General features: G+C 68.7%; 19 protein-coding genes. 10 read left to right on the top strand and 9 right to left on the bottom strand.

Annotation, left to right across the window (positions count from 1 at the left end):
- The first annotated feature begins 111 nt into the window (after positions 1-111).
- Complete coding sequence (locus tag ACYP33_RS19635) at positions 112-549, top strand: acyl-CoA thioesterase (RefSeq protein WP_414449611.1); 438 nt, start codon at positions 112-114, stop codon at positions 547-549.
- A gap of 332 nt (positions 550-881) precedes the next feature.
- Here the strand turns inward: ACYP33_RS19635 and iolB are convergent, their stop codons facing one another.
- The 7 genes from iolB to ACYP33_RS19600 form a co-directional block, all read right to left on the bottom strand.
- A complete protein-coding gene (gene iolB / locus ACYP33_RS19630; protein ID WP_459623447.1) occupies positions 882-1742 on the bottom strand; it encodes a 5-deoxy-glucuronate isomerase in 861 nt (286 codons plus the stop codon).
- On the bottom strand, positions 1742-2662 hold the full coding sequence (gene iolE / locus ACYP33_RS19625; RefSeq protein WP_459623445.1) for a myo-inosose-2 dehydratase: 921 nt from the start codon (positions 2660-2662) through the stop codon (positions 1742-1744). The genes iolB and iolE overlap by 1 nt, the downstream gene beginning before the upstream one ends.
- Positions 2659-4626, bottom strand: coding sequence for a 3D-(3,5/4)-trihydroxycyclohexane-1,2-dione acylhydrolase (decyclizing) (gene iolD, locus ACYP33_RS19620; protein ID WP_459623443.1), 1968 nt, complete (start codon positions 4624-4626; stop codon positions 2659-2661). The genes iolE and iolD overlap by 4 nt, the downstream gene beginning before the upstream one ends.
- Positions 4627-4637: 11 nt before the next feature.
- On the bottom strand, positions 4638-6614 hold the full coding sequence (locus ACYP33_RS19615) for a bifunctional 5-dehydro-2-deoxygluconokinase/5-dehydro-2-deoxyphosphogluconate aldolase (protein WP_414449608.1): 1977 nt from the start codon (positions 6612-6614) through the stop codon (positions 4638-4640).
- 12 nt (positions 6615-6626) lie between these two features.
- Positions 6627-7436, bottom strand: coding sequence for an ATP-binding cassette domain-containing protein (locus ACYP33_RS19610; protein ID WP_459623441.1), 810 nt, complete (start codon positions 7434-7436; stop codon positions 6627-6629).
- 12 nt (positions 7437-7448) lie between these two features.
- The gene (locus tag ACYP33_RS19605) at positions 7449-8594 is read right to left on the bottom strand and encodes an ABC transporter permease (protein WP_459623439.1); all 1146 of its coding nucleotides are present in this window, start codon (positions 8592-8594) and stop codon (positions 7449-7451) included.
- A gap of 109 nt (positions 8595-8703) precedes the next feature.
- A complete protein-coding gene (locus ACYP33_RS19600) occupies positions 8704-9780 on the bottom strand; it encodes a sugar ABC transporter substrate-binding protein (RefSeq protein WP_459623437.1) in 1077 nt (358 codons plus the stop codon).
- Positions 9781-9974: 194 nt separating this feature from the next.
- Here ACYP33_RS19600 and ACYP33_RS19595 point away from each other — a divergent pair, with 194 nt between their 5' ends.
- The 9 genes from ACYP33_RS19595 to ACYP33_RS19555 all read left to right on the top strand — a co-directional run bounded on the left by ACYP33_RS19595 (position 9975) and on the right by ACYP33_RS19555 (position 19647).
- Positions 9975-10853, top strand: a complete 879-nt coding sequence (locus ACYP33_RS19595; RefSeq protein WP_414444899.1) for a MurR/RpiR family transcriptional regulator — start codon at positions 9975-9977, stop codon at positions 10851-10853.
- On the top strand, positions 10846-11865 hold the full coding sequence (gene iolG / locus ACYP33_RS19590; RefSeq protein ID WP_459623435.1) for an inositol 2-dehydrogenase: 1020 nt from the start codon (positions 10846-10848) through the stop codon (positions 11863-11865). Before ACYP33_RS19595 ends, iolG begins: the two co-directional genes overlap by 8 nt.
- Before the next feature lie 11 nt (positions 11866-11876).
- Positions 11877-12914 carry a Gfo/Idh/MocA family oxidoreductase gene (locus ACYP33_RS19585; RefSeq protein ID WP_459623433.1) on the top strand — a complete coding sequence of 346 codons (1038 nt, stop codon included), beginning with the start codon at positions 11877-11879 and terminating at the stop codon, positions 12912-12914.
- Between the two features lie 136 nt (positions 12915-13050).
- Positions 13051-13278 (top strand): sulfurtransferase TusA family protein, encoded by a 228-nt coding sequence (locus tag ACYP33_RS19580; protein WP_414444902.1) that lies wholly within the window; start codon positions 13051-13053, stop codon positions 13276-13278.
- A 485-nt stretch (positions 13279-13763) separates the two neighbouring features.
- Complete coding sequence (locus ACYP33_RS19575) at positions 13764-14210, top strand: hypothetical protein (RefSeq protein WP_459623431.1); 447 nt, start codon at positions 13764-13766, stop codon at positions 14208-14210.
- 206 nt (positions 14211-14416) lie between these two features.
- Entirely contained in the window at positions 14417-15121 is a 705-nt protein-coding gene (locus ACYP33_RS19570) for a response regulator transcription factor (RefSeq protein ID WP_414449601.1), read from the top strand.
- On the top strand, positions 15118-16494 hold the full coding sequence (locus tag ACYP33_RS19565; RefSeq protein ID WP_459623429.1) for a FecR family protein: 1377 nt from the start codon (positions 15118-15120) through the stop codon (positions 16492-16494). Before ACYP33_RS19570 ends, ACYP33_RS19565 begins: the two co-directional genes overlap by 4 nt.
- A 9-nt stretch (positions 16495-16503) precedes the next feature.
- Positions 16504-18924: a CHASE2 domain-containing protein gene (locus ACYP33_RS19560; RefSeq protein WP_459623427.1), complete on the top strand. Its 2421-nt coding sequence runs from the start codon at positions 16504-16506 to the stop codon at positions 18922-18924.
- 78 nt (positions 18925-19002) lie between these two features.
- Complete coding sequence (locus ACYP33_RS19555) at positions 19003-19647, top strand: DUF4136 domain-containing protein (protein ID WP_459623426.1); 645 nt, start codon at positions 19003-19005, stop codon at positions 19645-19647.
- A gap of 87 nt (positions 19648-19734) precedes the next feature.
- Here the strand turns inward: ACYP33_RS19555 and galU are convergent, their stop codons facing one another.
- Both galU and ACYP33_RS19545 read right to left on the bottom strand, forming a co-directional pair.
- Positions 19735-20616, bottom strand: a complete 882-nt coding sequence (gene galU, locus ACYP33_RS19550) for a UTP--glucose-1-phosphate uridylyltransferase GalU (RefSeq protein ID WP_414444907.1) — start codon at positions 20614-20616, stop codon at positions 19735-19737.
- Positions 20617-20704: 88 nt separating this feature from the next.
- Complete coding sequence (locus ACYP33_RS19545) at positions 20705-23575, bottom strand: valine--tRNA ligase (protein WP_459623424.1); 2871 nt, start codon at positions 23573-23575, stop codon at positions 20705-20707.
- Positions 23576-23648: the final 73 nt, after the last annotated feature.

Below are 23648 nucleotides of genomic sequence, written 5' to 3'. Positions count from 1 at the left end.
CGCCGTGCGCCGCATCGTCGCGCGAACGCGCCGCGCTGTAAAGCCGGGCGCGTCGCCGCGGCGCCGCGTGCCGATCCCGCTTCCTTCCCTCCGACCTCGACTCTGCCGCCCATGTCCGCCAAGCCCGAACTGCTGCCGCGCAGCGCCTACCCTCACTTCCTGTCGATCACCACGCGCTGGATGGACAACGACGTCTATGGCCACGTCAACAACGTCGTCTATTACAGCTACTTCGATACCGTCGTGAACGAATACCTGATCCGCGCCGGCGTGCTCGACGCGGAGCGCGGCGAAACGATCGGCCTGGTGGTCGAGACGCAGTGCAACTATTTCGCGCCGCTGGTGTTCCCGCAGAAGATCGACGCGGGCCTGCGCGTGGCAAAGCTCGGCACCTCCAGCGTGCGCTACGAGATCGGCCTGTTCGCCGAAGGCGAGGCGTCGGCGGCCGCGCAGGGGCATTTCGTGCATGTCTACGTGGGCCGCGACAGCCGCCGCCCGGTGCCGCTGCCCGACGCATTGCGCGCCGCGCTCGCGCCGCTGGCCGCCTGAAGCCGCGGGCAGGCGTCGGCCGTGGTGCGGTCGACGGGCATCAACTAACGGTTGTAGTCGCGATTCTGCCGGTAGCTAGCTCGACGCCGACCGAGGTGGATTTTCCAGCCGGCTTGGCGTGCTCGATTTCGCACACGTGAGCTTCCTCATGCTCGATGCCTGCGCCAATGTCGCGGTTCATGCCGGTGGCCGGGCCGACACCGAGACGGCGCCTTCAGTCGGCTCGACGGACTCGATTCCGCACACGCGAGCTTCCTCGTGCCCGGTGTCTACACCGATGCGCTGGCCGACCACGCACGGCCAGCCACCGGCCATCAGGCCAGCGACCCATCTCACCCCGCCTTGGCCGCCTGCGCGGCCGCATCGCGTTTCGCGATCCAGTCGTGCTCGGGATCGTTCTTGAAATGCCAGACGCGCGTCGGCCCGGCCATCACGTTGAGGTAGTAGGAGTCGTAACCGTACGGCACCACCACCGGGTGATAGCCGCGCGGCACCATCACCACGTCGTGATCGGACACGGCCATCGACTGGTCGATGTCGCGCGCATCGGTATAGACGCGCTGGAACACGAAGCCCTGCGGCGGATTCACGCGATGGTAGTAGGTCTCTTCCAGGAAGCTCTCGACCGGCACGTTGTCGGTGTCGTGCTTGTGCGGCGGGTAGCTCGACGAGTGGCCCGACGGCGTGCGCACCTCGACCACCAGCAGCGATTCGGCGGGCTCCGTCTGCGGAAGGATGTCGCACACGTAGCGCGTGTTCGCGCCGGTGCCGCGCACCGAGCGTGTCATCTCGCCCGGCTCGATGCGGCGCGGCGGATAGCGGCCGGTGCCCGGTGCGCTCGCCACGCCCAGCTCCGTGTCGCGCGTGGCCGTGATCGTCACGCTCACGCCGGGCGGCAGGTACAGCGCGGCGGGCGGGCTGTCCTCGAACACGCTGTCGCGCGAGCCGAGCGCGTCCCAGCGCGTGCCGTCGTCGCTGGCGATATCGACCCGGCCGGCCAGCACGACGATGCAGGTTTCGCGCTGCGGCTCGTGCAGCGCCAGCGATGCGCCGGCTTTCAACCGATGAGCCGAAAAGCCCACGTGCCGCCAGTGGGCCGATTCGGGCGTGACCGTCGCGATCGACGGGCCGGCGGCCGTGCCCTTGACGAGCAGGTCCTGCGGTTTGGTGGGGGTGTTCATGTTGGCGTTCATCACGCGGCCTCCTTGCGTTGTGACGCGAGCGGCGCATCGACCAGCGCGCGCAGCGTCCGGTAACCCAGCTCCGCATAGGCGTAGCTCGGCGCGATCACCGGGTCCTGCTCGGCCTCGACCACCAGCCAGCCCCGGTAACCGTGGCGCTTGAGCCGGTCGATGACGGCCGGGAAATCGACGCTGCCGTCGCCCGGCACGGTGAACGCGCCGTTGATGACCGATTCGAGAAAGCTCCAGTTGCGGTTGCCGGCCAGCCGGATCACCTCGGCGCGCACGTCCTTGCAGTGCACATGGCAGACGCGGCCGATATGCCGCTCCAGCACGGCGAGCGGATCGCCGCCGCCGAACGTCACGTGGCCGGTGTCGAACAGCAGCCCGAGCGCGTCGCCGGTCAGCGCCATCAGCCGGTCGATGTCGGCCGGCGCCTCGATGTAGGCGCCCATGTGGTGGTGATAGGCGGTGCGCACGCCCTGGCTCAGCGTGTAGCGGGCGAACGCGTCGAGCCGCTGCGCGTACTGCTCCCATTGCGCGTCGGTCACGAAGCGCGGGCGCTGGTAGAGCGGCACGTCGGGCGAGCCCTGGATCGAGGCGGCCACCTCGCCGTACACCATCACGGTCGCGCCGTTGCTGGCCAGCAGTTCGAGATGCGGCCCCACCGCGTCGATTTCCTCCTGCACGCCGCGCTCGGCGAGCCGGCCCGAATACCAGCCCGAGACGAGCGCCAGGTCGTAGCCGCCGAGCAGATCCTGAAGCGCCTTCGGCTCGCGCGGAAACTTGTTGCCGAGCTCGAAGCCGGCATAGCCGATCTGCTTGCCTTCGGTGAGCGCCACCGCGAGCGGCGTCTCGCCGCCGAGCGAGGGCAGGTCGTCGTTCATCCACGACAGCGGGTTGACGCCGATTCGAATGTCGTAATCGCTCATGTCGATGATTCCGGGGAAGAAGGTTCGTGAGACGTGCCGGCGCGTGCGGCCACCTGCTGTTCGTAACGGGCGCGCGCCTCGCGCACGGCGGCGCGCGGCGACACCTCGGGCACCGCGACTTCCCACCACCAGCCGCCGTCGGCCGTGGTGCGCGTGGCGTCGGTGTCGATGCAGATCACGGTGCTGCGGTCGGCGGTGCGGGCGCGCGCGAGCGCGGCGTCGAGCGCGTCGAGGCTGTCGACATGCTCGCCGTGCGCACCGAGCGCGCGCGCATGGGCGGCGAAATCGATCTGCGGCGCGCCGGCCGGCCCTTGCACGCAGTCCTCGATCATGTTGTTGAACGGCGCGCCGCCGCAGGCTTGCTGCAAGCGGTTGATGCAGCCGTAGCCGCGGTTGTCGAGCACCACCACGATCAGCCGCGCGCCGAGCATCACCGAGGTGGCGATCTCGCTGTTCATCATCAGATAGCTGCCGTCGCCGACGAACACGATCACCTCGCGCTCGGGCCGCGCGAGCTTGACGCCGAGGCCGCCCGCGATCTCGTAGCCCATGCACGAATAGCCGTATTCGACGTGATAGCCGCCCGGCACGGCGGCGCGCCACAGCTTGTGCAGTTCGGCCGGCAGCGTGCCGGCCGCGCAGACGGCGATGTCGTTGGCGGCCGAGGCGGCCACCGAGCGTTGCACGGCGCCGATCACGTCGGCGTCGTAGGGCAGTTGGCCCGGCTGCGGCGGCGCGTGGGTCAGCGTCTGCACGATGTCGCGCCAGGCCGCGGCCAGCCCGTGCGCGCGCTCGGTCCAGCCCGGTTCGGCGCGCCAGCCGTCGAGGCGCGCTGTGAGCGCGTCGAGCGCGAGCCGCGCATCGGCCTCGACGGCCGTGGCGCGATGCTTGAGCGCGTCGAACGGGTTGGCGTTGATGCCGAGCACGGCGGCCTGCGCGAACAGCGTGTTCGAGCCGGTTGTGAAATCCTGCAGCCGGGTGCCGACCGCGATCACGCAATCGGCCTCTGCGGCCAGCGCGTTGGCCCCCGGGGCGCCCGTCACGCCGAGCGCGCCGGCGTTGAGCGGGTGATCCCACGGCAGGCAGCTCTTGCCGGCCTGGGTTTCGGCCACCGGGATGCCGTGCCGTTCGGCGAACGCGCGCAGCGCGGCGGCGCCGCCCGCGCTGTAGAGCGCGCCGCCGCCGGCCACCAGCAGCGGCCGGCGCGCCGTGCGCAGCGTGTCGAGCGCGGCGTCCAGCTCGGCATCGATGGGCGCGGGCGCATGAAAGCGCACCACGCGCGGCGCGAAGAACGACACCGGATAGTCGTAGGCCATGGCCTGCACGTCCTGCGGCAGCGCGAGCGTGACGGGGCCGCACAGCGCGGCGTCGGTCAGCACGCGCAGCGCACGCGGCAGCGCGTTCAGCAACTGCGCCGGATGGACGATCCGGTCGAAATAGCGCGACACCGGCTTCAGCGCGTCGTTGGCCGACAGCCCGCCGTCGTGGAAATCCTCCACCTGCTGCAGCACCGGGTCGGGCGCACGCGAGACGAACACGTCGCCGGGCAGCAGCAGCACCGGCAGCCGGTTCACATGGGCCAGCGCGGCGGCCGTCACGAGGTTGGTCGCGCCGGGGCCGATCGAGCTGGTGACGGCCATCATGCGACGCCGGAAATGCGCCTTCGCGTAGGCGATGGCGCTGTGGGCCATCGCCTGCTCGTTGTGGGCGCGGTAGGTCGGCAACACGTCGCGCGCCTGGTACAGCGCCTCGCCGAGCCCGGCCACGTTGCCGTGGCCGAAGATCGCGAACACGCCGCCGAACAGCGGCTCGGTGCGGCCGCTGCCGTCCTCGGCCGGCACCTGCTGCGCGGCGAGATAGCGGACCAGCGCCTGCGCGACGGTCAGGCGCACGGTCGCGCCCTCGGCGCCGGCAGCCACGCTGCCGGCCTGCGCCGGATCGGATTCGATCGCTCTACGGTTCATCGTCATCCCTCCTAGGCGACGCGGCGGGCCGCGACCTCGCCGGCACGCGCATCGCGCCAGGCGCCGATCAGCGTCTCGAAGATGGCGCGCACCCGCGCGATCACGCCCGCGTCGTCGATCTCGCCGGCCAGCCAGGCCCGGCTCGGCTCCCAGAAGATCGTGCGGCCGACCGTGAAGCCCCGGCAGGTGTTCGACGCGGCAGCGGCCGCGAAGCCGCCCACCAGTTGCTCGACCGGCGCGGACAGGCCGAGCAGCACCACGCCGAGGCAATACGGATCGCGCTCGGCGATCAGGCGGTCGACTTCGCGCCATTGCGCCGCGTCGAGCGGTTCGAGCTTCCACCACTCGGGATGGATGCCGAGGTTGTAGAGCCTTTTGAGCGCGCGATAGACCACGTCGGGGCCGTCGGGCAGATCGGCGCGGCGCGGCGGAATCACTTCGAGCAGCAGCGCGTGGCCGCTGGCCTGCACGGCGTCGTACAGCGCGCGCAACTGCGTTTCCTGTTCGAGCCGAACCGCCAGCGCGTCGTCGGGGTGATAGCGCACCAGGCACTTGGCGATCTGTTCGGCCGGCCAGGTTTCGAGCGTGGTGCCGACCGAGCGGCCATGATCGAATTCGAGCGGCAGCGAGCCGGGCAGCTCGACCGGGCGGCCGACCCACCAGCCGCGTCCGGTCGCGTCGTTGAGCGCGTCCTGGCCGTAGCGGTCGTCGATCAGCACGCCGATCTGGCCTTGCAGGCCGAGTTCGGTTTCGGTCTGCGCGACGGCCTCGACGAACAGCCGCTTCAGCTCGGCGATCCGCGTGAGCGGCGCGCCCGTCTGCTGCGCCAGCTCGAAGAACTGGTTGCGATGGTCGAACGCAAAGCCGAGCACCTGATCCCATTGGCGGCGCGGCGGGCTGACGCGATGCAGGCGCGCGAGCGCCGGATCGAGATCGGGGCGGCGCATGCGTTGCGGATCGCGCGCGGCCTCGCTCAGGAAGTGCGTCAGCTCGGCTGGAGTGGGCATCGCGGGCGAGCAGCCGTGGCGCGACACCACCAGCGCGCCGCAGGCGTTCGCGGTGCGGGCCGCCGCTTCGAGCGGTGCGCCGCGCAGCCATTGCGACAGCAGGCCCGAGGCGAACGCGTCGCCGGCGCCCAGCACGTTGAGCACCTCCACTTCGACGCCGCCGATCAGCGTCAGCGCGTCGAGCGTCTTCGGCACGGCGGCCTCGACGATCGAGCAGCCGAGCGGCCCGCGCTTGACCACCAGCGTGGCGCTGGTCACGCGGCGCACCATCTCCAAGGCATCGAGCAGCGCATCCTTGCCGCCCGCGATGCGGAACTCTTCCTCGGTGCCGATCACCAGATCGAACAGCGGCAGAATGCGCTGCAAATGCGCGGTCACGCCCTCGTTGGCGATGAAGCGGGTTTCGCCGTCGGCCTTGCCGGTCAGCCCCCACAGCACCGGCCGGTAATCGATGTCGAGCACGGTGCGCACCTGATGGCGGCGCGCGTAATCGAGCGCGCGGCGGCTCGCGCGGTTGACCTTGTCGGTGGAGAAGTGCGTGCCGGTGATCAGCAGCGCCTTCGAGGAGGCGATGAAAGCTTCATCGATGTCGTCCTCGTCGATCGCCATGTCGGCGCAGTTCTCGCGGTAGAACACCAGCGGGAAGCTGTCGCGATCCTTGATGCCGAGCAGCACCAGCGCGGTCAGGCGTGCCTCGTCGGTAATCAACTGGCGCGTGTCGCAGCCTTCGCGCTCGAGCGTGTCGCGCACGAAGCGGCCCATGTGGTCGTTGCCCACGCGCGCCAGCATCGCCGATTTCAAACCGAGCCGCGCGGTGCCGAACGCGATGTTGCCGGACGAGCCGCCCAGGTATTTCGCGAAGCTCGTCGCGTCTTCCAGGCGGGCGCCGATCTGCTCCGCGTACAGGTCCACGGCGACGCGGCCGATGCAGATCACATCGAGCGCCCGGTTCTGCGCGAAGGAAAGGGGGGAGTGAGCCATGTCGGTTCCTGGTTAGATCACGGCGCCGTCGAGTTCGGCGACCATCTTCTGCATTTCCGCGCCGCCGGCCATCATGTCGAGCACCTCGTCCTTGCTGATGGTGTCCTTGGTGAAGGTGCCGAGCGAGCGCCCGCGGTTGAGCAGCGTGAACGAATCGCCGATCGGGTAGGCGTGGTGGACGTTGTGGGTGATGAAGATCACCGAGATGCCCTTGGCGCGCGCGGTGTGGATCAGCTTGAGCACGTTGAAGCTCTGCTTGACGCCGAGCGCGGCGGTGGGCTCGTCGAGGATCAGCACGCGCGCGCCGAAATGGATGGCGCGCGCGATCGCGAGGCACTGGCGCTCGCCGCCCGACATGGTGCCGATCGGCTGATGCGCGTCGCGCACGTGAATGCCCATCTCGGCCAGCTTGCCGCGCGCCACCTCGGCGGCCAGGTCGAGATCCATCACGTCGATCAGGCCGAACAGCTTGCGGGTGGGCTCGCGGCCCATGAAGAAATTGCGCGCCACCGACAGCAGCGGCACCAGCGCCAGATCCTGATAGACGGTGGCGATGCCGAGGTCGAGCGCGTCCTTGGGCGATTCGAAGCGCACCGGCTGGCCGTCCACCAGGTAGCGGCCCTCGGACGGCGCGTGCACGCCGGCCAGCGTCTTGATCAGCGTGGATTTGCCGGCGCCGTTGTCGCCGAGCAGGCAATGCACCTCGCCGCGCCGCAGTTTCAGGTTGATGTCCGACAGGGCGATCACCTTGCCGAAGAACTTGCTGACGCCGTCGAGTTCGAGAATCGTGTCGTGCGCAGGCGCACCGGAAGGCTGGGACATGAGTCGGCTCCGTTACGCTTGCGCCACGCGGCGGCGCACATAGTGGTTGAACAGCACGGCGATCAGCAGCATCACGCCGAGGAACACGCGGAACCAGTCCGAGCTGATGTTGGTGTAGGTGATGCCGATCTGCACCACGCCGAAGATCAGCGCGCCGAACGCGGCGCCCACCACCGAGCCGTAGCCGCCCGTGAGCAGCGTGCCGCCGATCACCGCGGCGATGATCGCCTCGAACTCCTTCTGCAGGCCGCGGTCGGCTGCCGCCGAGCCGATGTCGGCCACCTGCAGCACGGCGAACAGGCAGGCGCAGAACGCGGTCAGCACGAACAGCAGGATCTTCACGCGGCGCACCGGCACGCCCACGTTCTTGGCCGCGTTGGCGTCGCCGCCCACCGCCAGGATCCAGTTGCCCCAGCGCGTCTTGGCCAGCACGAACGCGCCGATCGCCGTGACCGCCAGCCACCACAGGATCACCTTCGGCACGCCCGGCACCAGCGGGTCGCCGTTGTCGAGCAGGCCGCCGATGCCCAGGTGCGCGAGCCAGCGGAACAGGCCGTGGAACGCCACGCCCTGGAACAGCGCATGGGTGAGCGGATCGGCGTGGGCGTAATCGCCGAGGCCCGAGATGATGGTGCGATCCGCGAACATCACCGACAGCGCCAGCGTCAGGCCGCGCAGGATGAACATGAACGCCAGCGTGACGATGAACGACGGCAGCCGGGTGCGCATCACCAGATAGCCGTTCAGCGCGCCGAGCGCCATCGAGCCGGCGAACGCGAAGATCACGGCGGCCCAGATCGGCCAGTGGAAATAGGCGGTGGGGATCGCGACCATCATGCCGGCGAAGCCGATCATCGAGCCGATCGACAGGTCGAACTCGCCGGCCACCATCAGCAGGCAGGCGCCCACCGAGAGGATGCCGAGATAGGCCGCCACCTGGGACCAGTTCATGATCCCGTCGAGGTTGAACATGCCCGAGCCGCCCGCGCCGATCGCGAAGATCGCGAACACCAGCACGGCGCCGGAAATCGCGGCGAATTCGGGACGATTGAGAAAGCGCGAGAACCAGGCCTCGCCGCGCAGCCGCTCGTCGGCGCGCGCGCCGGGCTGCGGGGTTTCCTGGGACTGCGCTGTCAGATGCTTGCCGGCTACACCCATGATGTCTCCTTGATGCCGCGGCGCGCGGGAAAGCGGGCAAACGCAAGCCCGACGCGCCGGCACGAAAGCGCGGCAGCACGCCGCGCGGTCAACGTTGTCCTGCCGTGCCTCAGCGGTACTGGCCCGCGTACTTCACGACCTTGTCCAGGTTGTCCTTGGTGATGAAGCCGGGGCCGGAGCGGATGTTCTTCGGGCCGTAGGACGGTTGCAGCCCGTAGGTCGCGAGGCGCGCCTGGAATTTCGGATTGGCTTCGAGGATCTGGCGGATCTTCACCGGGTCGGTGGTCTTGTCCTTCTTCACGATCGCGAGCACGGCCACCGGGATGTAGCCCTGCAAATACGGCTGCTGATCGATCGCGAACTGGATCGTGCCGGCGCGGATCGCGCGGGCGATGTCGTCGGAGAAGTCGAACGTCGCGAAGTAGACCTTGCCCGACAGCCCCATTTGTTGCAGCGCCTTGAGCGTGGCGGCGGCCGGCACCGGGCCGAGCGTCAGCACGGCCTGGGTCTTCGGATGGTTGCGCAGGTAGGCGCTGACCTTCGATTGAATTTCGGTCGGATCGGTGCCGGCGTCGATCGTGGAGGCCTTCATGTCCGCGCCGATCGCATCGGCGAAGCCACGGCAGCGCTCGAACGACACCGGGTTGGTGGCCAGGTGGTTCACGCACAGGAACGACTTGACGCCCGCTGCCTTGGCTTTTTCGCCGGCCGCCTGGCCCGCCACGTATTCGGGCTGGCCCACGTGCATGATCGCGCCGAGCTGGGTGCTCTGTTCCTCGGTGCCCGAGTTGATGGTGACGAGCGGGATCTTCTTGGCGGTGACCTTGCCGATCGAACTCTTGAGCACGTCGAAATCGGCGATGGTGGTGATCACGCCGTCGTAGTCGCGCGCGGCGGCCTGTTCGATCAGGCGCGACATGTCGGCGATGTCGCCGTTCGGGGGATTGCGGTAATCGGTCGTGACGTTGAAATCCGCGTCGGCCTGCTTGATCGCGTTCTTGATGGTGTTCCACCAGGAATCGGAATCGGGCGCATGACTGATCAGGACGAATCGGGCATCGGCTGCCTGCGCGGGCAGCGCGGCGGTGCCCAGGCCGGCCGCGACGGCCAGCGCTGCCGCAAGCGTTCTCAGGCTCGCCGTGACGCCGGACGAGCGAAAGCCGGCCTTGCCATTGCAAAGTCTCATGTCTCCACCTGTGTCGGTTCTGTTATGGGTCGAACGTTGCCGTTCACGAGCAAGATTAGGTCAAGCGCCGGGCGATTGCAAAGAAAATTTTATTTCAACTTGAAATGGAAAATGTGTTCCATTTTGAGAGGGCGCTGCCTATACTCGGCCCACGACATCAGCACCGGTTTGGCGCGCCGCGCCGCCGCACATTCATGGACGACACCACGCAACCCGACACCACGGTCGACGCGCTGCTGCAGCGCATCACCGACACCTACGACACGCTGCCGCGCCAGCTCAAGCGCATCGCCTCGTATATCGACGAGCACCGTTCGAGCGTGATGATGGATCGCACCAGCGACATCGCCGAGCGCTGCGGCGTGCATCCGTCGGCGGTGGTGCGCTTCGCGCAGCGTTTCGGTTTTTCCGGGTTTTCCGATTTGCAGGCGGTGTTCCGCGAGGCCTATACCGAGCGCAACCCGAGCGTGCAGAGCTATCAGCAGCGCATCCGCACGCTGATCGACGACGAGGCTGGCGCGCTGTCGGAGCCGGCCGTCGCGCGGCAGTTCATCGACGCCGCGCGCGCGGGGCTCGACGAGCTGGCGGCGGGCCTCGACGACGCGCAGTTCGACGCGGCGGTCTCGATGCTGGAGAAGGCCGACAACATCTACGTGATCGGCGTGCGCCGCTCGTTTCCGGTGGCGAGCTACATCGTGTATGCGCTGCAGCACACGGCCAAGCGCGTGCATCTGGTGTCGGGCATCGGCGGCATGTACCGCGAGCAGATCCGCAGCGTGCGCAAGGGCGACGTGGTGATCGCGATCAGCTTCGCGCCGTACGGCAAGGAAACCCAGTACTGCCTGCGCGCCGCGCGCCACAACCATGCGAGCACGCTCGTCATCACGGACAGCCGGCTCTCGCCGCTGGTTCGCGAGGCGAGCGCGCATCTGCTCGTCAAGGAGGGGAGCGCGTTCGCGTTCCGTTCGCTGACGAGCACCCTCTGCCTGTGCCAGGCGCTGTTCATCGCGCTCGCGTACCGGCTCGAATTGAACGTGGAAGAAGTGAAGGACACTGGAGGATACGATGACTGAAGCAGTTCCGACGATCGACGTCGCCGTGTTCGGCGCCGGGCGTATCGGCCGCATTCACGCGGCCAATCTCGCGCGCCAGCCGGGCGTGCGCCTCAAGTACGTGATCGATGTCGATCCGGCCGCCGCCGCGGCGCTCGCCGCCGAACACGGCGCGCGCGCGGCCGATGCCGACGGCGCGCTCGGCGACGCCGCGATCGGCGCCACGGTGATCTGTTCGAGCACGGATACCCATGCGGACCTGATCGTCGCGTCGGCGCAGGCCGGCAAGCACGTGTTCTGCGAGAAGCCGGTCGATCTCGCGCTGGCCCGTGCGCGGGCCTGCGAGGCGGCCGTGACGCAGGCCGGCGTGGTCTGCATGATCGGTTTCCAGCGCCGCTTCGATCCGACCTTCGAGGCCGTCAAGGCGCGCATCGAGGCGGGCGAGGTGGGCACGCCCGAGATGCTGATCGTCACGAGCCGCGATCCGGGCGCGCCGCCGGTCGGCTATATCCAGCGCTCGGGCGGCATCTTCAAGGACATGCTGATCCACGATTTCGACATCTTCCGCTGGATTCTCGACGACGAGGCCGACACGCTGCACGCCACCGGCAGCGTGCTGACCGATCCGGCGATCGGCGAGGCGGGCGACGTCGACGCGACCGCCGTGACGATCCGCACGCGGCGCGGCCGGCTCTGCCAGATCAACACCTCGCGGCGCGCCGCCTACGGCTACGACCAGCGCTTCGAGCTGCTCGGCAGCGGCGGCATGCTGCAGGCCGGCAACGTGCGGCCCACCGAGGTGACCGCCTACACGGCGCAAGCGGTGTCGAACGACTTGCCCGAGGCGTTCTTCCTCGAACGCTACCGCGTGGCCTATGCGCGCGAGATCGCGCATTTCTTCGCGGCCGTGACGCGCGGCGAACCGGTGCGCACCACCATCTGCGACGGCGTGAAGGCGCTGGAGCTGGCCGAGGCGGCTACCCGTTCGTGGCGCGAGGGCCGCGCGGTGCGGCTGTCCGAAGCCGTCGCATAAGGGGCGCCGCGATGACTTCCCAGACGCAAGCCGCGCCGGTGCGGATCGGCATCGCGGGGCTCGGCCGGCTCGGCCGCCGCCATGCGGAAAACCTCGCGCGCCGCGTGAACGGCGCGCGGCTCGTGGCGGCGTGCAGCCCGGTGGCCGAGGAATGCGCGTGGGCCGCCGACACGCTGGGCGTGTCGCGCGTATACGAGGACGTGGCGGGGCTGATCGACGACCCCGAGGTGGACGCGCTGTGGCTCGTCACGCCGTCCTCGCTGCACGCCGACCAGATCGTGGCGGCGCTGCGCGCGGGCAAGCACGTGTTCTGCGAGAAGCCGCTGTCGCTCGATCTGGCCGAATGCGAGCGCGTGATCGCCGAGGCGAACGCGCGCCCGCACCTGCAGGCCATGATCGGCTTCATGCGCCGTTTCGATCCGAGCTACCGCGATGCCTACCAGCGCGTGGCGCAGGGCGCGATCGGCCGGCCGTTCCTGGTGCGCTCGCAAACCACCGACCAGAACGATCCCGACGGTTTCTTCGTGCGTTTCGCGCCGAGTTCGGGCGGCATCTTCCTCGATTGCTCGGTGCACGACATCGACGTGGCGCGCTGGCTGCTCGGCCGCCCGCGCGCCACGCGCGTGTTCGCGGCCGGCACCGTGGCGCTGCACGAGGGCCTGCGCGCGTGCGGCGACGTGGACAACGGCGTGGCGATCTGCGAATTCGAAGGCGGCGCGCTGGCGATGTTCTACGCCTCGCGCACCATGGCCCACGGCAACGATTCGCACTCGGAAGTGATCGGCACGGCCGGCGCGATGACGATCGGGCGCATTCCGCGTGCGAACCGCGTCGAGATCTACGACGCGGGCGGGGTGCGCGCCGCGTGCACGCCGACGTTCTTCGACCGCTTCGAGCAAGCCTTTCTGATCGAGGCGCAGGCGTTTGTCGATGCCGTGCGCAGCGGGGCCGACTCGGGCGGCGCGACGCTGGCCGACGCGCTGGAGGCGACGCGCATCGGCCACGCGATGCGCGAGGCGCTGCACACCGGCCGCGCGGTGACGCTGTAATGCCGTAACGCGCCGGGCGGGGCGGGGCGGCTCGGCCATGCGCGGCTGCATGGCGGCCGGCGGGCCTGCCCGCGCTGCGGTAAAATCGCGCCTTCACTCCGCGCCTTGCCGGCGCGTCACTCGAAGGTCGAAGCCGATGGAAGTTCACAAGGAAGTGGATGCGCGCGGGTTGAACTGCCCGCTGCCGATCCTGCGCGCCAAGAAGGCGCTTGCCGATATGGAAAGCGGCCAGATTCTCAAGGTGCTCGCCACCGACCCCGGTTCGCAGCGCGATTTCGCCGCGTTCGCCAAGCAGACGGGCAACGAGATCGTCGAATCGACCTCCCAGGACAAGACGTTCGTGTTCCTGATGCGTCGCCGCTGATTCGGCACCGCACGCGTGAAACATGCCGCCCGGGCTTCGGCCCCGGCGGCATTTTTCATGGCGCGGCGGTTCGCGCACGCCGCCAGGACGGCGCGCAAGTTTCGTAATGAAGTTAAGGATCGCGCCGCGCATCGTGTTGAACCGTCACCGAATGCGATAATACGTCGCACCCATTTTCATCGGCATCGCAATCGCGGGCCGATTGCCGGGCGGTTATCGCACGGTGAATTTGTGTGAAACCCGCGCCGCGCGCTTGCGTCAGATTTCAGGCCCAGCAAGCCATTGCGGCCAATCCTTCGATTGAAAATGCGGCGATTGCAAGAAAATCGGCCGGCGATCCGCAATGCGCGGTATCGAATCGCAAAGATTGTTGTGTCGATTATTAACGATCTAACAATGTTTAAACGATGTTTGATCGTGCGCTCCTTATACTGCACTGCAACGCTTGACACGAGCGGCGGGAAACGCTGCACCAGGGAGAGAGCATGTTCTTCAGGCCCGGAACGGTCCGGATTCCGTTTGCCGCACCGCTCAAGGCGCGCGATCGGGTGGGCGCGATGCAGCGCATCGGGCTCGACCCGTCGCGCGACCGCCATGCGCGCGCCGCGCTCGAAGCCTACGCCGACGCCTGCGCGGCCGACATGCCGTGGCTGGCCGAATGGCTCGGCGGGATGCTTGGCCAGCCGGCGCCGGCCGTGACGCGCTGCGCGCCCACCGTGATTCGCGTGTTCGACCAGGCGCATGCCTGGGCGGCAGAGCAGCCCGATTACGCGCGCACCGCCTGGGAGCATGTGCGCGGCCAGCTTCACGCGGCGCTGGCCGAACGCGCGGCGCCTGCCGATGACGATGGCGGCGGCAGCGACGTGGCCGAGCGGCGCGCAGACGGTGATGCACGCGGCGAACAGGACGAGACGGTCACGCCTTTGGGCTAGGCGCGCCAGGCGGAACCGATCGAAAGGACGCCCCGAAACGCCCGCGAGCCGCCAGGTGGCGATCGCAGTCTCGGTGAACGTCCTGATTTTGAGAAAAGAAGCGATCCAGACACAATGGCGGCACAGCGTCGCATCGTGTCGAGTCGTGCCGGTTTCGACCGGAAAAGCGAGGGGCGGCAGCCGCCGCCGCCGCACTGCGGGGTGCTATGAGAATTGCTGTATTGGATGACGACGAAGCGCAAACCGATTTCGTCAGCCAGACGCTGACCGCGGTCGGCCATACCTGCTATGCCTTCAGCGAGGGCAAGGTGCTGAAGAAGCGCCTGCAGCGCGAAACCTTCGACCTGCTGGTGCTGGACTGGAACGTGCCGGACCTGTCGGGCGAGGAACTGCTGAAGTGGGTGCGCGAGCAGCAGGTCGAGCACCGGCTGCCGATCATCTTCATGACGAGCCGCGACGACGAGGCCGGCATCACCGCGATCCTGAACGCCGGCGCGGACGATTACGTGGTCAAGCCGGTATCGGGCGGCATCCTGCGCGCGCGCATCGGGTCGCTGCTGCGCCGTGCCTATCCGGCCCGTTCCGAATCGATCGTGCGCGAGTTCGACAACTATCGGTTCGACACGAACCTGAAGCAGGCCTTCGTCGGCGATCAGCCGGTCAGCCTGACGCAGAAGGAATTCGACCTGGCGCTGCTGCTGTTCCAGCACGTCGATCAGCCGCTGTCGCGCGCGCACATTCTCGATCTGGTCTGGAAGCAGGCCACCGATATCCCGTCGCGGACCATGGATACCCACGTCTCGATGCTGCGCACCAAGCTCGCGCTGCGGCCCGAGAACGGCTACCGGCTCGCGCCGATCTACGGCTACGGCTACCGGCTCGAACGGCTGCCACTGGACGCCGCCGAATGACGGGCGCGCCGGCCGCGCGACGCGGCGGATTGCGCGCGATCGCGATGGGGTGCGTGGTTTTGTGCGGCTCGCTCGCCGTGGCGGGAGCCGCCGCGCAGGCGACAGCGGCGGCGGGGCGGGGAGTGGGCGCCACCGTGCCGTATGTCACGCACGACGGCGACACGCTCTACGCGATCTCGCAGCAGTATCTGCAAGGCGCCGACGACTGGCGGCAGGTCGCGCGCCTGAACGGCGTGCCCGCGCCGAAGCGGCTGCAACGCGGCCTCGCCATCCGGCTGCCGGCCGCGCGACTGCGCACGGTGCTGCTCGCAGCGCGTCCGGTGGCGATGCACGGCGCGGTCGAGCGCGCCGGCCGCACCACGGCGTTCGGCCCGCTCGCGGCCGACGCGACGCTCGGCGAAGGCGACCGGCTGCGCACCGGCGCGGACGGCTTCGTCACGCTCGAGCTGACCGACGGTACGCATCTGAGCCTGCCGCCCGACAGTGAAATCGGCCTCACCGCGCTCCATCGCACGGTGCTGACCCAGACGCTGTCGCGCACCATCGACCTGAAACGCGGCTCGGTCGACAGCGACGTCACGCACATGAAGCGGCCCGACGACCGGTTCCAGATCCGTTCGCCGTCGGTGGTGGCCGGCGTGCGCGGCACGCGCTTTCGCGTGAACTACGATGCGCTCGGCGATACGCGCACGCGCGTCGAGGTGCTGGCCGGCACGGTCGGCGTCGGGCCGGCGCGCAGCCTCGATCCGACGCTGGTGCATGCCAATTTCGGCAGCATCGCGGCCGCCGACGGGCAGGTCGACGCGCCGGTGCCGCTGCTCGACGCGCCCACGCTCGTCAAGCCGGGCCGCGTGCAGGACGAGGTGCAGGTCGGCTTCGATCTGGTGCCGCCGGCGGGCGGGCAGGCTTACCACGTGCAGATCGCGAGCGACGCCGGGTTTCTCGACGTGCTGCGTGAAATGCGCGTCGCGACGCCGCAGGCGCGCTTCGACGGCGTGCCCGACGGCAGTTATTTCGTGCGCATCGCGGCGATCGACGCGAACGGGCTGGAAGGGCAAGTCCGCACCTACGGTTTCGAGCGGCGGCGCTTCGACCTGCATGCCGAGGCCGGGCCGGCCAGCGGCGGCTATGCATTCCGCTGGATGCCCGGCCGCGCGGCGGCGGGCGTGACCACGCGTTACCGGTTCGTGCTGTCGGCGTCGGCGGATCTGTCGAACCCGATCGTCGATCAGCCGGGGATGGCCGACACCCGCATGGTGATCGCGCATCTGCCGCCCGGCGACTACTACTGGAGCGTGAGCGCCGAGCAGTTCGACGGCGGTCGTTTCTACGAGAAGGCGGGTACCGTCAACAGCTTCACGCTGGCCCGCTGACGCGCGACGATGAAGCTTGCCGAAGGTTTGCTGCCCGAGTCCGGGTCCGTGCCCCCCTCGGGCCTCGCGCCCGAGCCTGGCTCGCGCCGGCGGCGTCCGCTCGGCCGGCGCTTCCTGATCGAATGGCTTGCGATCGGCTGCCTCGGCGTGGCGGCCGTGTTCGCCGGCGTGTTCTGGCAGGCCACGGCCGGCGTGGATCGGCTTGTCTACGACCGCCTGCTCGGCGCGCGCAGCCTGGCGCTCGATCCCGACATCGCCGTGATCGAGATCGACAACCCCAGCATCGAGCGGCTCGGCCGCTGGCCGTGGGCGCGCGATGTCCATGCGCGGCTGCTCGACGCGCTCGCGCGCGCCAGGCCGGCCGCGGTGGCGTACGACGTGCTGTTCGTCGAGCCGTCGGCCGACGATGCGCCGTTGGCCGCGGCGCTCGCGCGCGTGCCGACCTGGCTGCCGGTGCTGCTGAGTGCCGAGAACGCGTCCGGCGCGCGCGACGTGACGCCGCCGGTGCCGGAGCTGGCCGAACGCGCGGCGGGGCTCGGCCATATCAACTTCGAGGTGGACCCGGACGGCATCGTGCGCAGCGTGGCGCTGACCGAAAGCGACGGGCGGCGCGACTGGCCGCAACTGATGCTGTCGGCGGCGCGCGGGCTGGCGCCGGCTTCGCCGCTGATCCATGCGCCGCTGCCCGAGGCGGGCCGCTATCTGATTCCGTTCAGTGGCGCGACGCCGCGCTATCCGGCGTATTCGCTGGCCGACGTGCTGGCCGGCAAGGTGCCCGACGCCGCGCTGCGCGGCAAGCTGGTGCTGGTCGGCGTGACGGCCTCGGGGCTCTACGACCGCTTCGCCACGCCGATTTCGGGTGAATTCGGCCCTCTGCCGGGCGTCGAGCTGCACGCCACCGTGCTCGACATGCTGCTGACCGGCCGCGCCATCTCGCCGGCCTCGCGCGGCTGGCTGTTCGCCGCCTCGCTGCCGCCGCTGGCCGCGCTGCTGGCCGGCATCCTGCTGCTGTCGCCGCGACGCGCGCTGCTGCTGGCGGTGTCGCTGACGCTGGCCTGCGTGGCCGCCAGCGCCGCGCTGCTGTCGGGCGCGCGGCTCTGGCTCACGCCCGCGCCGGCGATCCTCGGCCTGATCGTGGTGTATCCGGTGTGGAACTGGCGGCGGCTCGAAATGACGATGCGCTACCTGCGCGGCGAGCTCGAACGGCTTGCGGCTGAGCCGCATCTGCTGCCCGAGGTGCCGCGCGACCCGGCCGCGCGCGGCCGCTTCGGCGGCGACGTGCTGGAGCGTCAGATGAACCTGATGGCGCAGGCCGCGCAGCGCGTGCAGGACATGAAGCGGTTCGTCTGGGACAGCCTCGACAGCATGCCCGAGCCGATCTTCGTGACCGACGTGGCCGGCATCGTGCTGATCGCCAACCACGCGGCCAAGTGCTATTGCGCGCGGGTGCGGGTGGCCGCGCCGGAAGGGCGGCCGCTGCGTGCCGCGCTCGGCGAGCTGGCCTTCGTCAAGACGGTGGCGCATCCGGAGCACGACGCAGCGCTGCGCGCGGCCTGGCCCGACGCGCTCGATCCGACGCGCGGCCAGGCCCCGGCGCTGCTCGAAAGCGGCCTGGAGGTGCGTGATGTCGACGGCCTCGACCATCTGCTACGCTACGCGCCGTGTACCAATGCCGAGGGGCGCGCGAGCGGCTGGATCGCGGGGCTGGTGGACGTCAGCACGCTGCACGCGGCCGAGCGGCAGCGCGAGGAAGCGCTGCATCTGCTGTCGCACGACATGCGCTCGCCGCAGGCGTCGATCCTCGCGCTGTTGCAGTTCGAGCGCCAGCGCGCCGATGCGCCGGCCGCGCAGGCCGAATTGTTCGGCCGCATCGAGCGCCATGCGCGGCGCGCGTTGTCGCTGGCCGACGAGTTCGTGCATCTGGCCCGCGCGGAATCGCAGACCTACCGGATCGACGCGACGAATTTCGCCGATCTGCTGATCGACGCCAGCGACGAGGTGTGGCCGCAGGCGCAGGCCAAGCGAATCCGCATCGACGCGCAGGTCGGCGCCGAGCCTTACTGGATCGGCGCGGACCGCTCGCTGATGACGCGCGCGCTCGTGAACGTGCTCAACAACGCGGTCAAGTACAGCCCGGCCGATACGCTGATCACGTGCCGCTTCACCGCCGAGCGGTCGCCGCCGCGCGTGACCTGCACGATCCGCGACCAGGGCTACGGCATCGCGCCCGAGGATCAGCCGCATCTGTTCGAGCGGTTCCGGCGCTTTCACGCGAGCGAGCGGCCCGAGGTGACGGGTGCGGGGCTCGGCATGGTATTCGTCAAGACGGTCGTGATCCGCCACGGTGGCAGCATCGCGGTGGAGAGTGCGGTGGGCGCCGGCACGGCGATCTCGATCACGCTGCCACGGCTCGACGAGCCGGGCGAATGAACCAGGCGAATGAACCAGGATGAGCGGGGCGGCATGACGCAACAGAGGCTTACAGCAAGCCACGCGAGGAGAACGGGAATGAAAACGATTCGGGCGATGGGAATCATGAGCGCCGGCTTCGCGGCGGTGCTGCTGGCCGGTTGCGCCGCGCCGACCACCGGCGTCAGCGTGACCGGGCAGCCGGCCGGCTTCGGCACGGCCGGGCAGACCTACGAACTGACGCGCACCGATGCACAGGACGGCAACGCGCAGTACGCGCGCGTCGAGACGCTGGTACGCGACGCGCTGGCGCACGACGGCTACCGGCAGGCCGACGCGGGGCAGGCGGCGCGCTACCGGCTCGCGATCGCCTACGCGACGCAGCCGGCCGGGCTCGCGCTCGGCGCGCCGTGCCCGATCAACAGCGGGCCGTGCTCCGATGCGCCGGGCTTGCGCGTCGACGGCTCCGCGCCGTTTCCGCTGCCGTTCGCGGGGCCGATCTATCGGCATCTGCTGACGCTGCGTTTCGTCGATCGCCGCACGGGGGCCACGGCCTATCAGGTCACGGCCGCCGCGCGCGACCGCCAGCCCGATGCGCTCGCCGCGATGCCGCTGCTGGTGCGCAGCGCGCTGGCCAAGCTGCCGTTCGACGACGCGCGCGGCTGGCTGGTGAAGACGCGGCCCGATCCGGCGGGCGGCCTGCCCGGCGTGGTGTCGGTGAAACCGGCTGCCGCTGCGCAGTAAGCCGGGGCCGCACAGTAAAAAACGCCGCATGAAGCGGCGTTTTTTATGCTGTCCGCGTTGGAAAACGCGGTTGAACAGGGCGGGGCTTTACACCGACTGATGCGTGCCGCGTTCGCGCAGGTATTGCTCGAACTCGTCGCGCACTTCCGGGTGGCGCAAGGCGAACTCGACCGTCGCCTTCAGGTAGCCGAGCTTGCTGCCGCAGTCGAAGCGCGTGCCTTGATACTTGTAGGCCAGCACTTGTTCGTCGGCGAGCAGCGCCTCGATCGCGTCGGTGAGCTGCAGCTCGCCGCCGGCGCCGGGCTTGATCGAACGCAGGTGTTCGAAGATGCGCGGCTTCAGGATGTAGCGGCCGACCACGCCGAGGTTCGACGGCGCGTCTTCGGGCGCCGGCTTCTCGATGATGCCCGACAGCTTGATGATCGAGTCTTCCCACTCCTTGCCGTCGACGATGCCGTACGAGCGCGTTTCGCTCGGGGGGATCTCTTCGACGCCGATGATCGAGCTGTGATAGTGATCGAACGTGTCGACCATCTGCTTCATGACGGGCGGTTGCCCGTCGAGCAGGTCGTCGGCGAGGATCACGGCGAACGGGTTGTCGCCCACCAGCTTTTCGGCGCACAACACGGCGTGACCGAGGCCGAGCGCTTCCGGCTGACGCACGTAGAAGCAATCGACGTTGGCCGGCTTGATGCTGCGCACCAGGTCGAGCAGCTTTTCCTTGCCGCGCGCTTCGAGTTCGGCTTCGACTTCGTACGACTTGTCGAAGTGATCCTCGATCGCGCGCTTGCTGCGGCCGGTCACGAAGATCATTTCCGTGATGCCGGCCGCGATCGCTTCCTCGACGGCGTACTGGATCAGGGGCTTGTCGACGACGGGCAGCATTTCCTTCGGGCTTGCCTTCGTCGCCGGCAGAAAGCGGGTGCCGAGGCCGGCAACCGGGAATACCGCCTTAGTGACTTTCAGCATGTGATCGACCTTTCATCTGGGGTTGTATCGTCCGTGCCGCCCATGTTGATTGGGCTGGCACGGTCCGTGCAAGCGGCCTTACCGTTTGTTACGCCGGCAGCCGCGCAAGCTGCGCCGCCAGTTTTTCGAGCGTCACGCGGAATTCCGCGATGCGCTTTTGCTCCTGTTCGACCACGGCCGGCGGGGCTTTCGCGACGAATGCCTCGTTGCCGAGCTTGGCTTCACACTTGCGGATTTCGTTCTCCAAACGCGCGACTTCCTTCGACAGGCGTTCGCGTTCGGCCTTCACGTCGATCTCCACCTTCAGCACCAGCTTGCTGGCGCCGACGATGGCGATCGGCGCGCCCTGGCCTTCGGCGTCGAGCGTGGCTTCGTCGGCCACGATCGTCACGTCGGACAGACGCGCCAGCGCCTTCAGGTACGGCGCGAAGCCGGCCAGGCGGTCGAGATCGCCGGTGGCGAGCAACGGCACGCGGGTGGCCGGCGAGAGGTTCATCTCGCCGCGCAGGTTGCGGCAGGCGTCCACCACGGCCTTCAGGTCGGCGGCCCATTGCTCGGCCGTGTCGTCGAGCTTCGAGAGATCGGCGACCGGATAGGCCTGCACCATCAGCGAGGCTTCGCCCTCGGCTTGCCCCGCCGGGTAGCGGCCGGCGAGCGGCGCCACCTTCTGCCACAGCGCTTCCGTGATGAACGGGATCACCGGGTGCGCCAGGCGCAGCACCGTTTCGAGCACGCGCAGCAGCGTGCGACGCGTGGCGCGCTGCTGCTCCGGCGTGCCGTTCTGGATCTGCACCTTGGCCAGCTCGACGTACCAGTCGCAGTACTCGTCCCAGACGAACTTGTAGATGCTGTTGGCGATGTTGTCGAAGCGGTAATCGTCGAAGCCCTTGGCGATGTCGGCTTCCACGCGTTGCAGCAGCGAGACGATCCAGCGGTCCGCCGCCGAGAAATCGAGGTAGCCGCCGGGGCCGCAATCGCCCGCGCCGCACTGTTCCGGCTTGGCGGTGCCGCAATCGTGGCCTTCGCAGTTCATCAGCACGAAGCGCGTGGCGTTCCACAGCTTGTTGCAGAAGTTGCGGTAGCCCTCGCAGCGCGCCAGGTCGAAGTTGACGTTGCGGCCGAGCGTGGCCATCGACGCCATCGTGAAGCGCAGCGCGTCGGTGCCGAACGCCGGAATGCCGTCGGCGAATTCCTTGCGGGTTTTCTTCTCGATGCTGGCGGCCTGCTTGGGATTCATCAGGCCGGTGGTGCGCTTGGCGACCAGGTCTTCCAGCGCGATGCCGTCGATGATGTCGAGCGGGTCGAGCGTGTTGCCCTTGCTCTTCGACATCTTCTGGCCTTCCGCGTCGCGCACCAGGCCGTGCATGTAGACGGTGTGGAACGGCACCTTGCCCGTGAAATGCGTCGTCATCATGACCATCCGGGCAACCCAGAAGAAAATGATGTCGAAGCCGCTGACGAGCACCGAGGACGGCAGGAAGTGCTGGAGTTCGGGCGTTTCGTTCGGCCAGCCGAGCGAGGAGAACGGCACCAGCGCCGACGAGAACCAGGTGTCGAGCACGTCCTCGTCGCGCTTGAGCGCGCCGCCGTAGCCGGCGGCCGCGGCCTTGGCGCGCGCGCCGGCCTCGTCGCGGGCGACGAAGATCTCGCCGTTCTCGCCATACCACGCCGGGATCTGGTGGCCCCACCAGAGCTGGCGCGAGATGCACCAATCCTGGATGTTCTCGAGCCACTGGTAGTAGGTGGTGGTCCAGTTGTCGGGCACGAACTTGATGCTGCCGTCGCGCACCACGTCGAGCGACACCTCGGTGATCGACTTGCCCGGATGGAAGCTGCCTTCCGGCGCCGGCTTGGTCATCGCGACGAACCACTGGTCGGTCAGCATCGGCTCGATCACCACGCCGGTGCGATCGCCGCGCGGCACCATCAGCTTGTGCGGCTTGACCGAATCGAGCGCGCCGAGCGCTTCCAGATCGGCCACCACGCGCTTGCGCGCCTCGAAGCGGTCGAGGCCGCGATAGGCTGACGGCGCGTTGTCGTTGATCTTCGCGTCGAGCGTGAGGATTTCGATTTGCGGAAGCTGGTGGCGCTGGCCGACCTGGTAGTCGTTCTGATCGTGCGCGGGCGTGACCTTCACCACGCCGGTGCCGAATTCGCGATCGACGTAATCGTCGGCGATGATCGGGATCTCGCGATCGCACAGCGGCAGGCGCACCGACTGGCCGATCAGGTGGCGGTAGCGCTCGTCTTCCGGGTGGACCATCACGGCCACGTCGCCGAGCAGGGTTTCCGGGCGCGTGGTGGCGACCGTCAGGTGGCCGTCGCCCGAGGCGAGCGGGTAGTTGATGTGCCAGAGGCTGCCGTTTTCTTCCTCGCTGACCACCTCGAGATCGGACACGGCCGTCATCAGCACCGGATCCCAGTTGACGAGGCGCTTGCCGCGATAGATGAGGCCCTGTTCGTAAAGCTGCACGAACACTTCGCGCACGACCGACGAGAGCTTGTCGTCCATCGTGAAATATTCGCGGCTCCAATCGGTCGACGCGCCGATCCGGCGCACCTGGTTGGTGATCGTGGAGCCCGATTTTTCCTTCCACTCCCACACGCGCTCGACGAACTTCTCGCGGCCGAGGTCGTGACGGGAGATTTTCTGCGCGTCGAGCTGGCGCTCCACGACGATCTGCGTGGCGATGCCGGCGTGGTCGGTGCCCGGCACCCACAGCGTGTTGTCGCCGCGCATGCGGTGGTAGCGGGCCAGGCCGTCCATGATGGTCTGGTTGAACGCGTGGCCCATGTGCAGGGTGCCCGTGACGTTCGGCGGCGGGAGCTGGATCGCGAAATCGGGTTTGGCCGGGTCGAACGCCGGGGCGGCATAGCCGCGCTTTTCCCATTCCGGCCCCCAATGGGATTCGATGGTCTGGGGCTCGAAACTCTTCGCCAGCGTGCTGTCGTCGCTCATGGTTGGAAATGCCTGAAGGAATGCGTGATTGATGCGGAAACCGTGAATTATAAATGGATGCGCATCGCCCGGG

The sequence above is a fragment of the Burkholderia sp. 3C genome, from assembly GCF_054589155.1.
Note: the sequence above shows the minus strand (reverse complement) of the source record. Positions and strands in the feature narration are given on the sequence as shown.

What these genes read in the sequence shown, in the direction of transcription:
- ACYP33_RS19585 (WP_459623433.1), top strand. Translation starts at nt 11,877, where the DNA reads ATGACTTCCCAGACGCAAGCCGCGCCGGTGCGGATCGGCATCGCGGGG.
- ACYP33_RS19615 (WP_414449608.1), bottom strand. Translation starts at nt 6,614, where the DNA reads ATGGCTCACTCCCCCCTTTCCTTCGCGCAGAACCGGGCGCTCGATGTG.
- ACYP33_RS19580 (WP_414444902.1), top strand. Translation starts at nt 13,051, where the DNA reads ATGGAAGTTCACAAGGAAGTGGATGCGCGCGGGTTGAACTGCCCGCTG.
- ACYP33_RS19570 (WP_414449601.1), top strand. Translation starts at nt 14,417, where the DNA reads ATGAGAATTGCTGTATTGGATGACGACGAAGCGCAAACCGATTTCGTC.
- ACYP33_RS19565 (WP_459623429.1), top strand. Translation starts at nt 15,118, where the DNA reads ATGACGGGCGCGCCGGCCGCGCGACGCGGCGGATTGCGCGCGATCGCG.
- iolG (WP_459623435.1), top strand. Translation starts at nt 10,846, where the DNA reads ATGACTGAAGCAGTTCCGACGATCGACGTCGCCGTGTTCGGCGCCGGG.
- ACYP33_RS19575 (WP_459623431.1), top strand. Translation starts at nt 13,764, where the DNA reads ATGTTCTTCAGGCCCGGAACGGTCCGGATTCCGTTTGCCGCACCGCTC.
- ACYP33_RS19545 (WP_459623424.1), bottom strand. Translation starts at nt 23,575, where the DNA reads ATGAGCGACGACAGCACGCTGGCGAAGAGTTTCGAGCCCCAGACCATC.
- galU (WP_414444907.1), bottom strand. Translation starts at nt 20,616, where the DNA reads ATGCTGAAAGTCACTAAGGCGGTATTCCCGGTTGCCGGCCTCGGCACC.
- ACYP33_RS19555 (WP_459623426.1), top strand. Translation starts at nt 19,003, where the DNA reads ATGAAAACGATTCGGGCGATGGGAATCATGAGCGCCGGCTTCGCGGCG.
- ACYP33_RS19605 (WP_459623439.1), bottom strand. Translation starts at nt 8,594, where the DNA reads ATGGGTGTAGCCGGCAAGCATCTGACAGCGCAGTCCCAGGAAACCCCG.
- ACYP33_RS19610 (WP_459623441.1), bottom strand. Translation starts at nt 7,436, where the DNA reads ATGTCCCAGCCTTCCGGTGCGCCTGCGCACGACACGATTCTCGAACTC.
- ACYP33_RS19635 (WP_414449611.1), top strand. Translation starts at nt 112, where the DNA reads ATGTCCGCCAAGCCCGAACTGCTGCCGCGCAGCGCCTACCCTCACTTC.
- iolD (WP_459623443.1), bottom strand. Translation starts at nt 4,626, where the DNA reads ATGAACCGTAGAGCGATCGAATCCGATCCGGCGCAGGCCGGCAGCGTG.
- iolB (WP_459623447.1), bottom strand. Translation starts at nt 1,742, where the DNA reads ATGAACGCCAACATGAACACCCCCACCAAACCGCAGGACCTGCTCGTC.
- ACYP33_RS19560 (WP_459623427.1), top strand. Translation starts at nt 16,504, where the DNA reads ATGAAGCTTGCCGAAGGTTTGCTGCCCGAGTCCGGGTCCGTGCCCCCC.
- ACYP33_RS19600 (WP_459623437.1), bottom strand. Translation starts at nt 9,780, where the DNA reads ATGAGACTTTGCAATGGCAAGGCCGGCTTTCGCTCGTCCGGCGTCACG.
- iolE (WP_459623445.1), bottom strand. Translation starts at nt 2,662, where the DNA reads ATGAGCGATTACGACATTCGAATCGGCGTCAACCCGCTGTCGTGGATG.
- ACYP33_RS19595 (WP_414444899.1), top strand. Translation starts at nt 9,975, where the DNA reads ATGGACGACACCACGCAACCCGACACCACGGTCGACGCGCTGCTGCAG.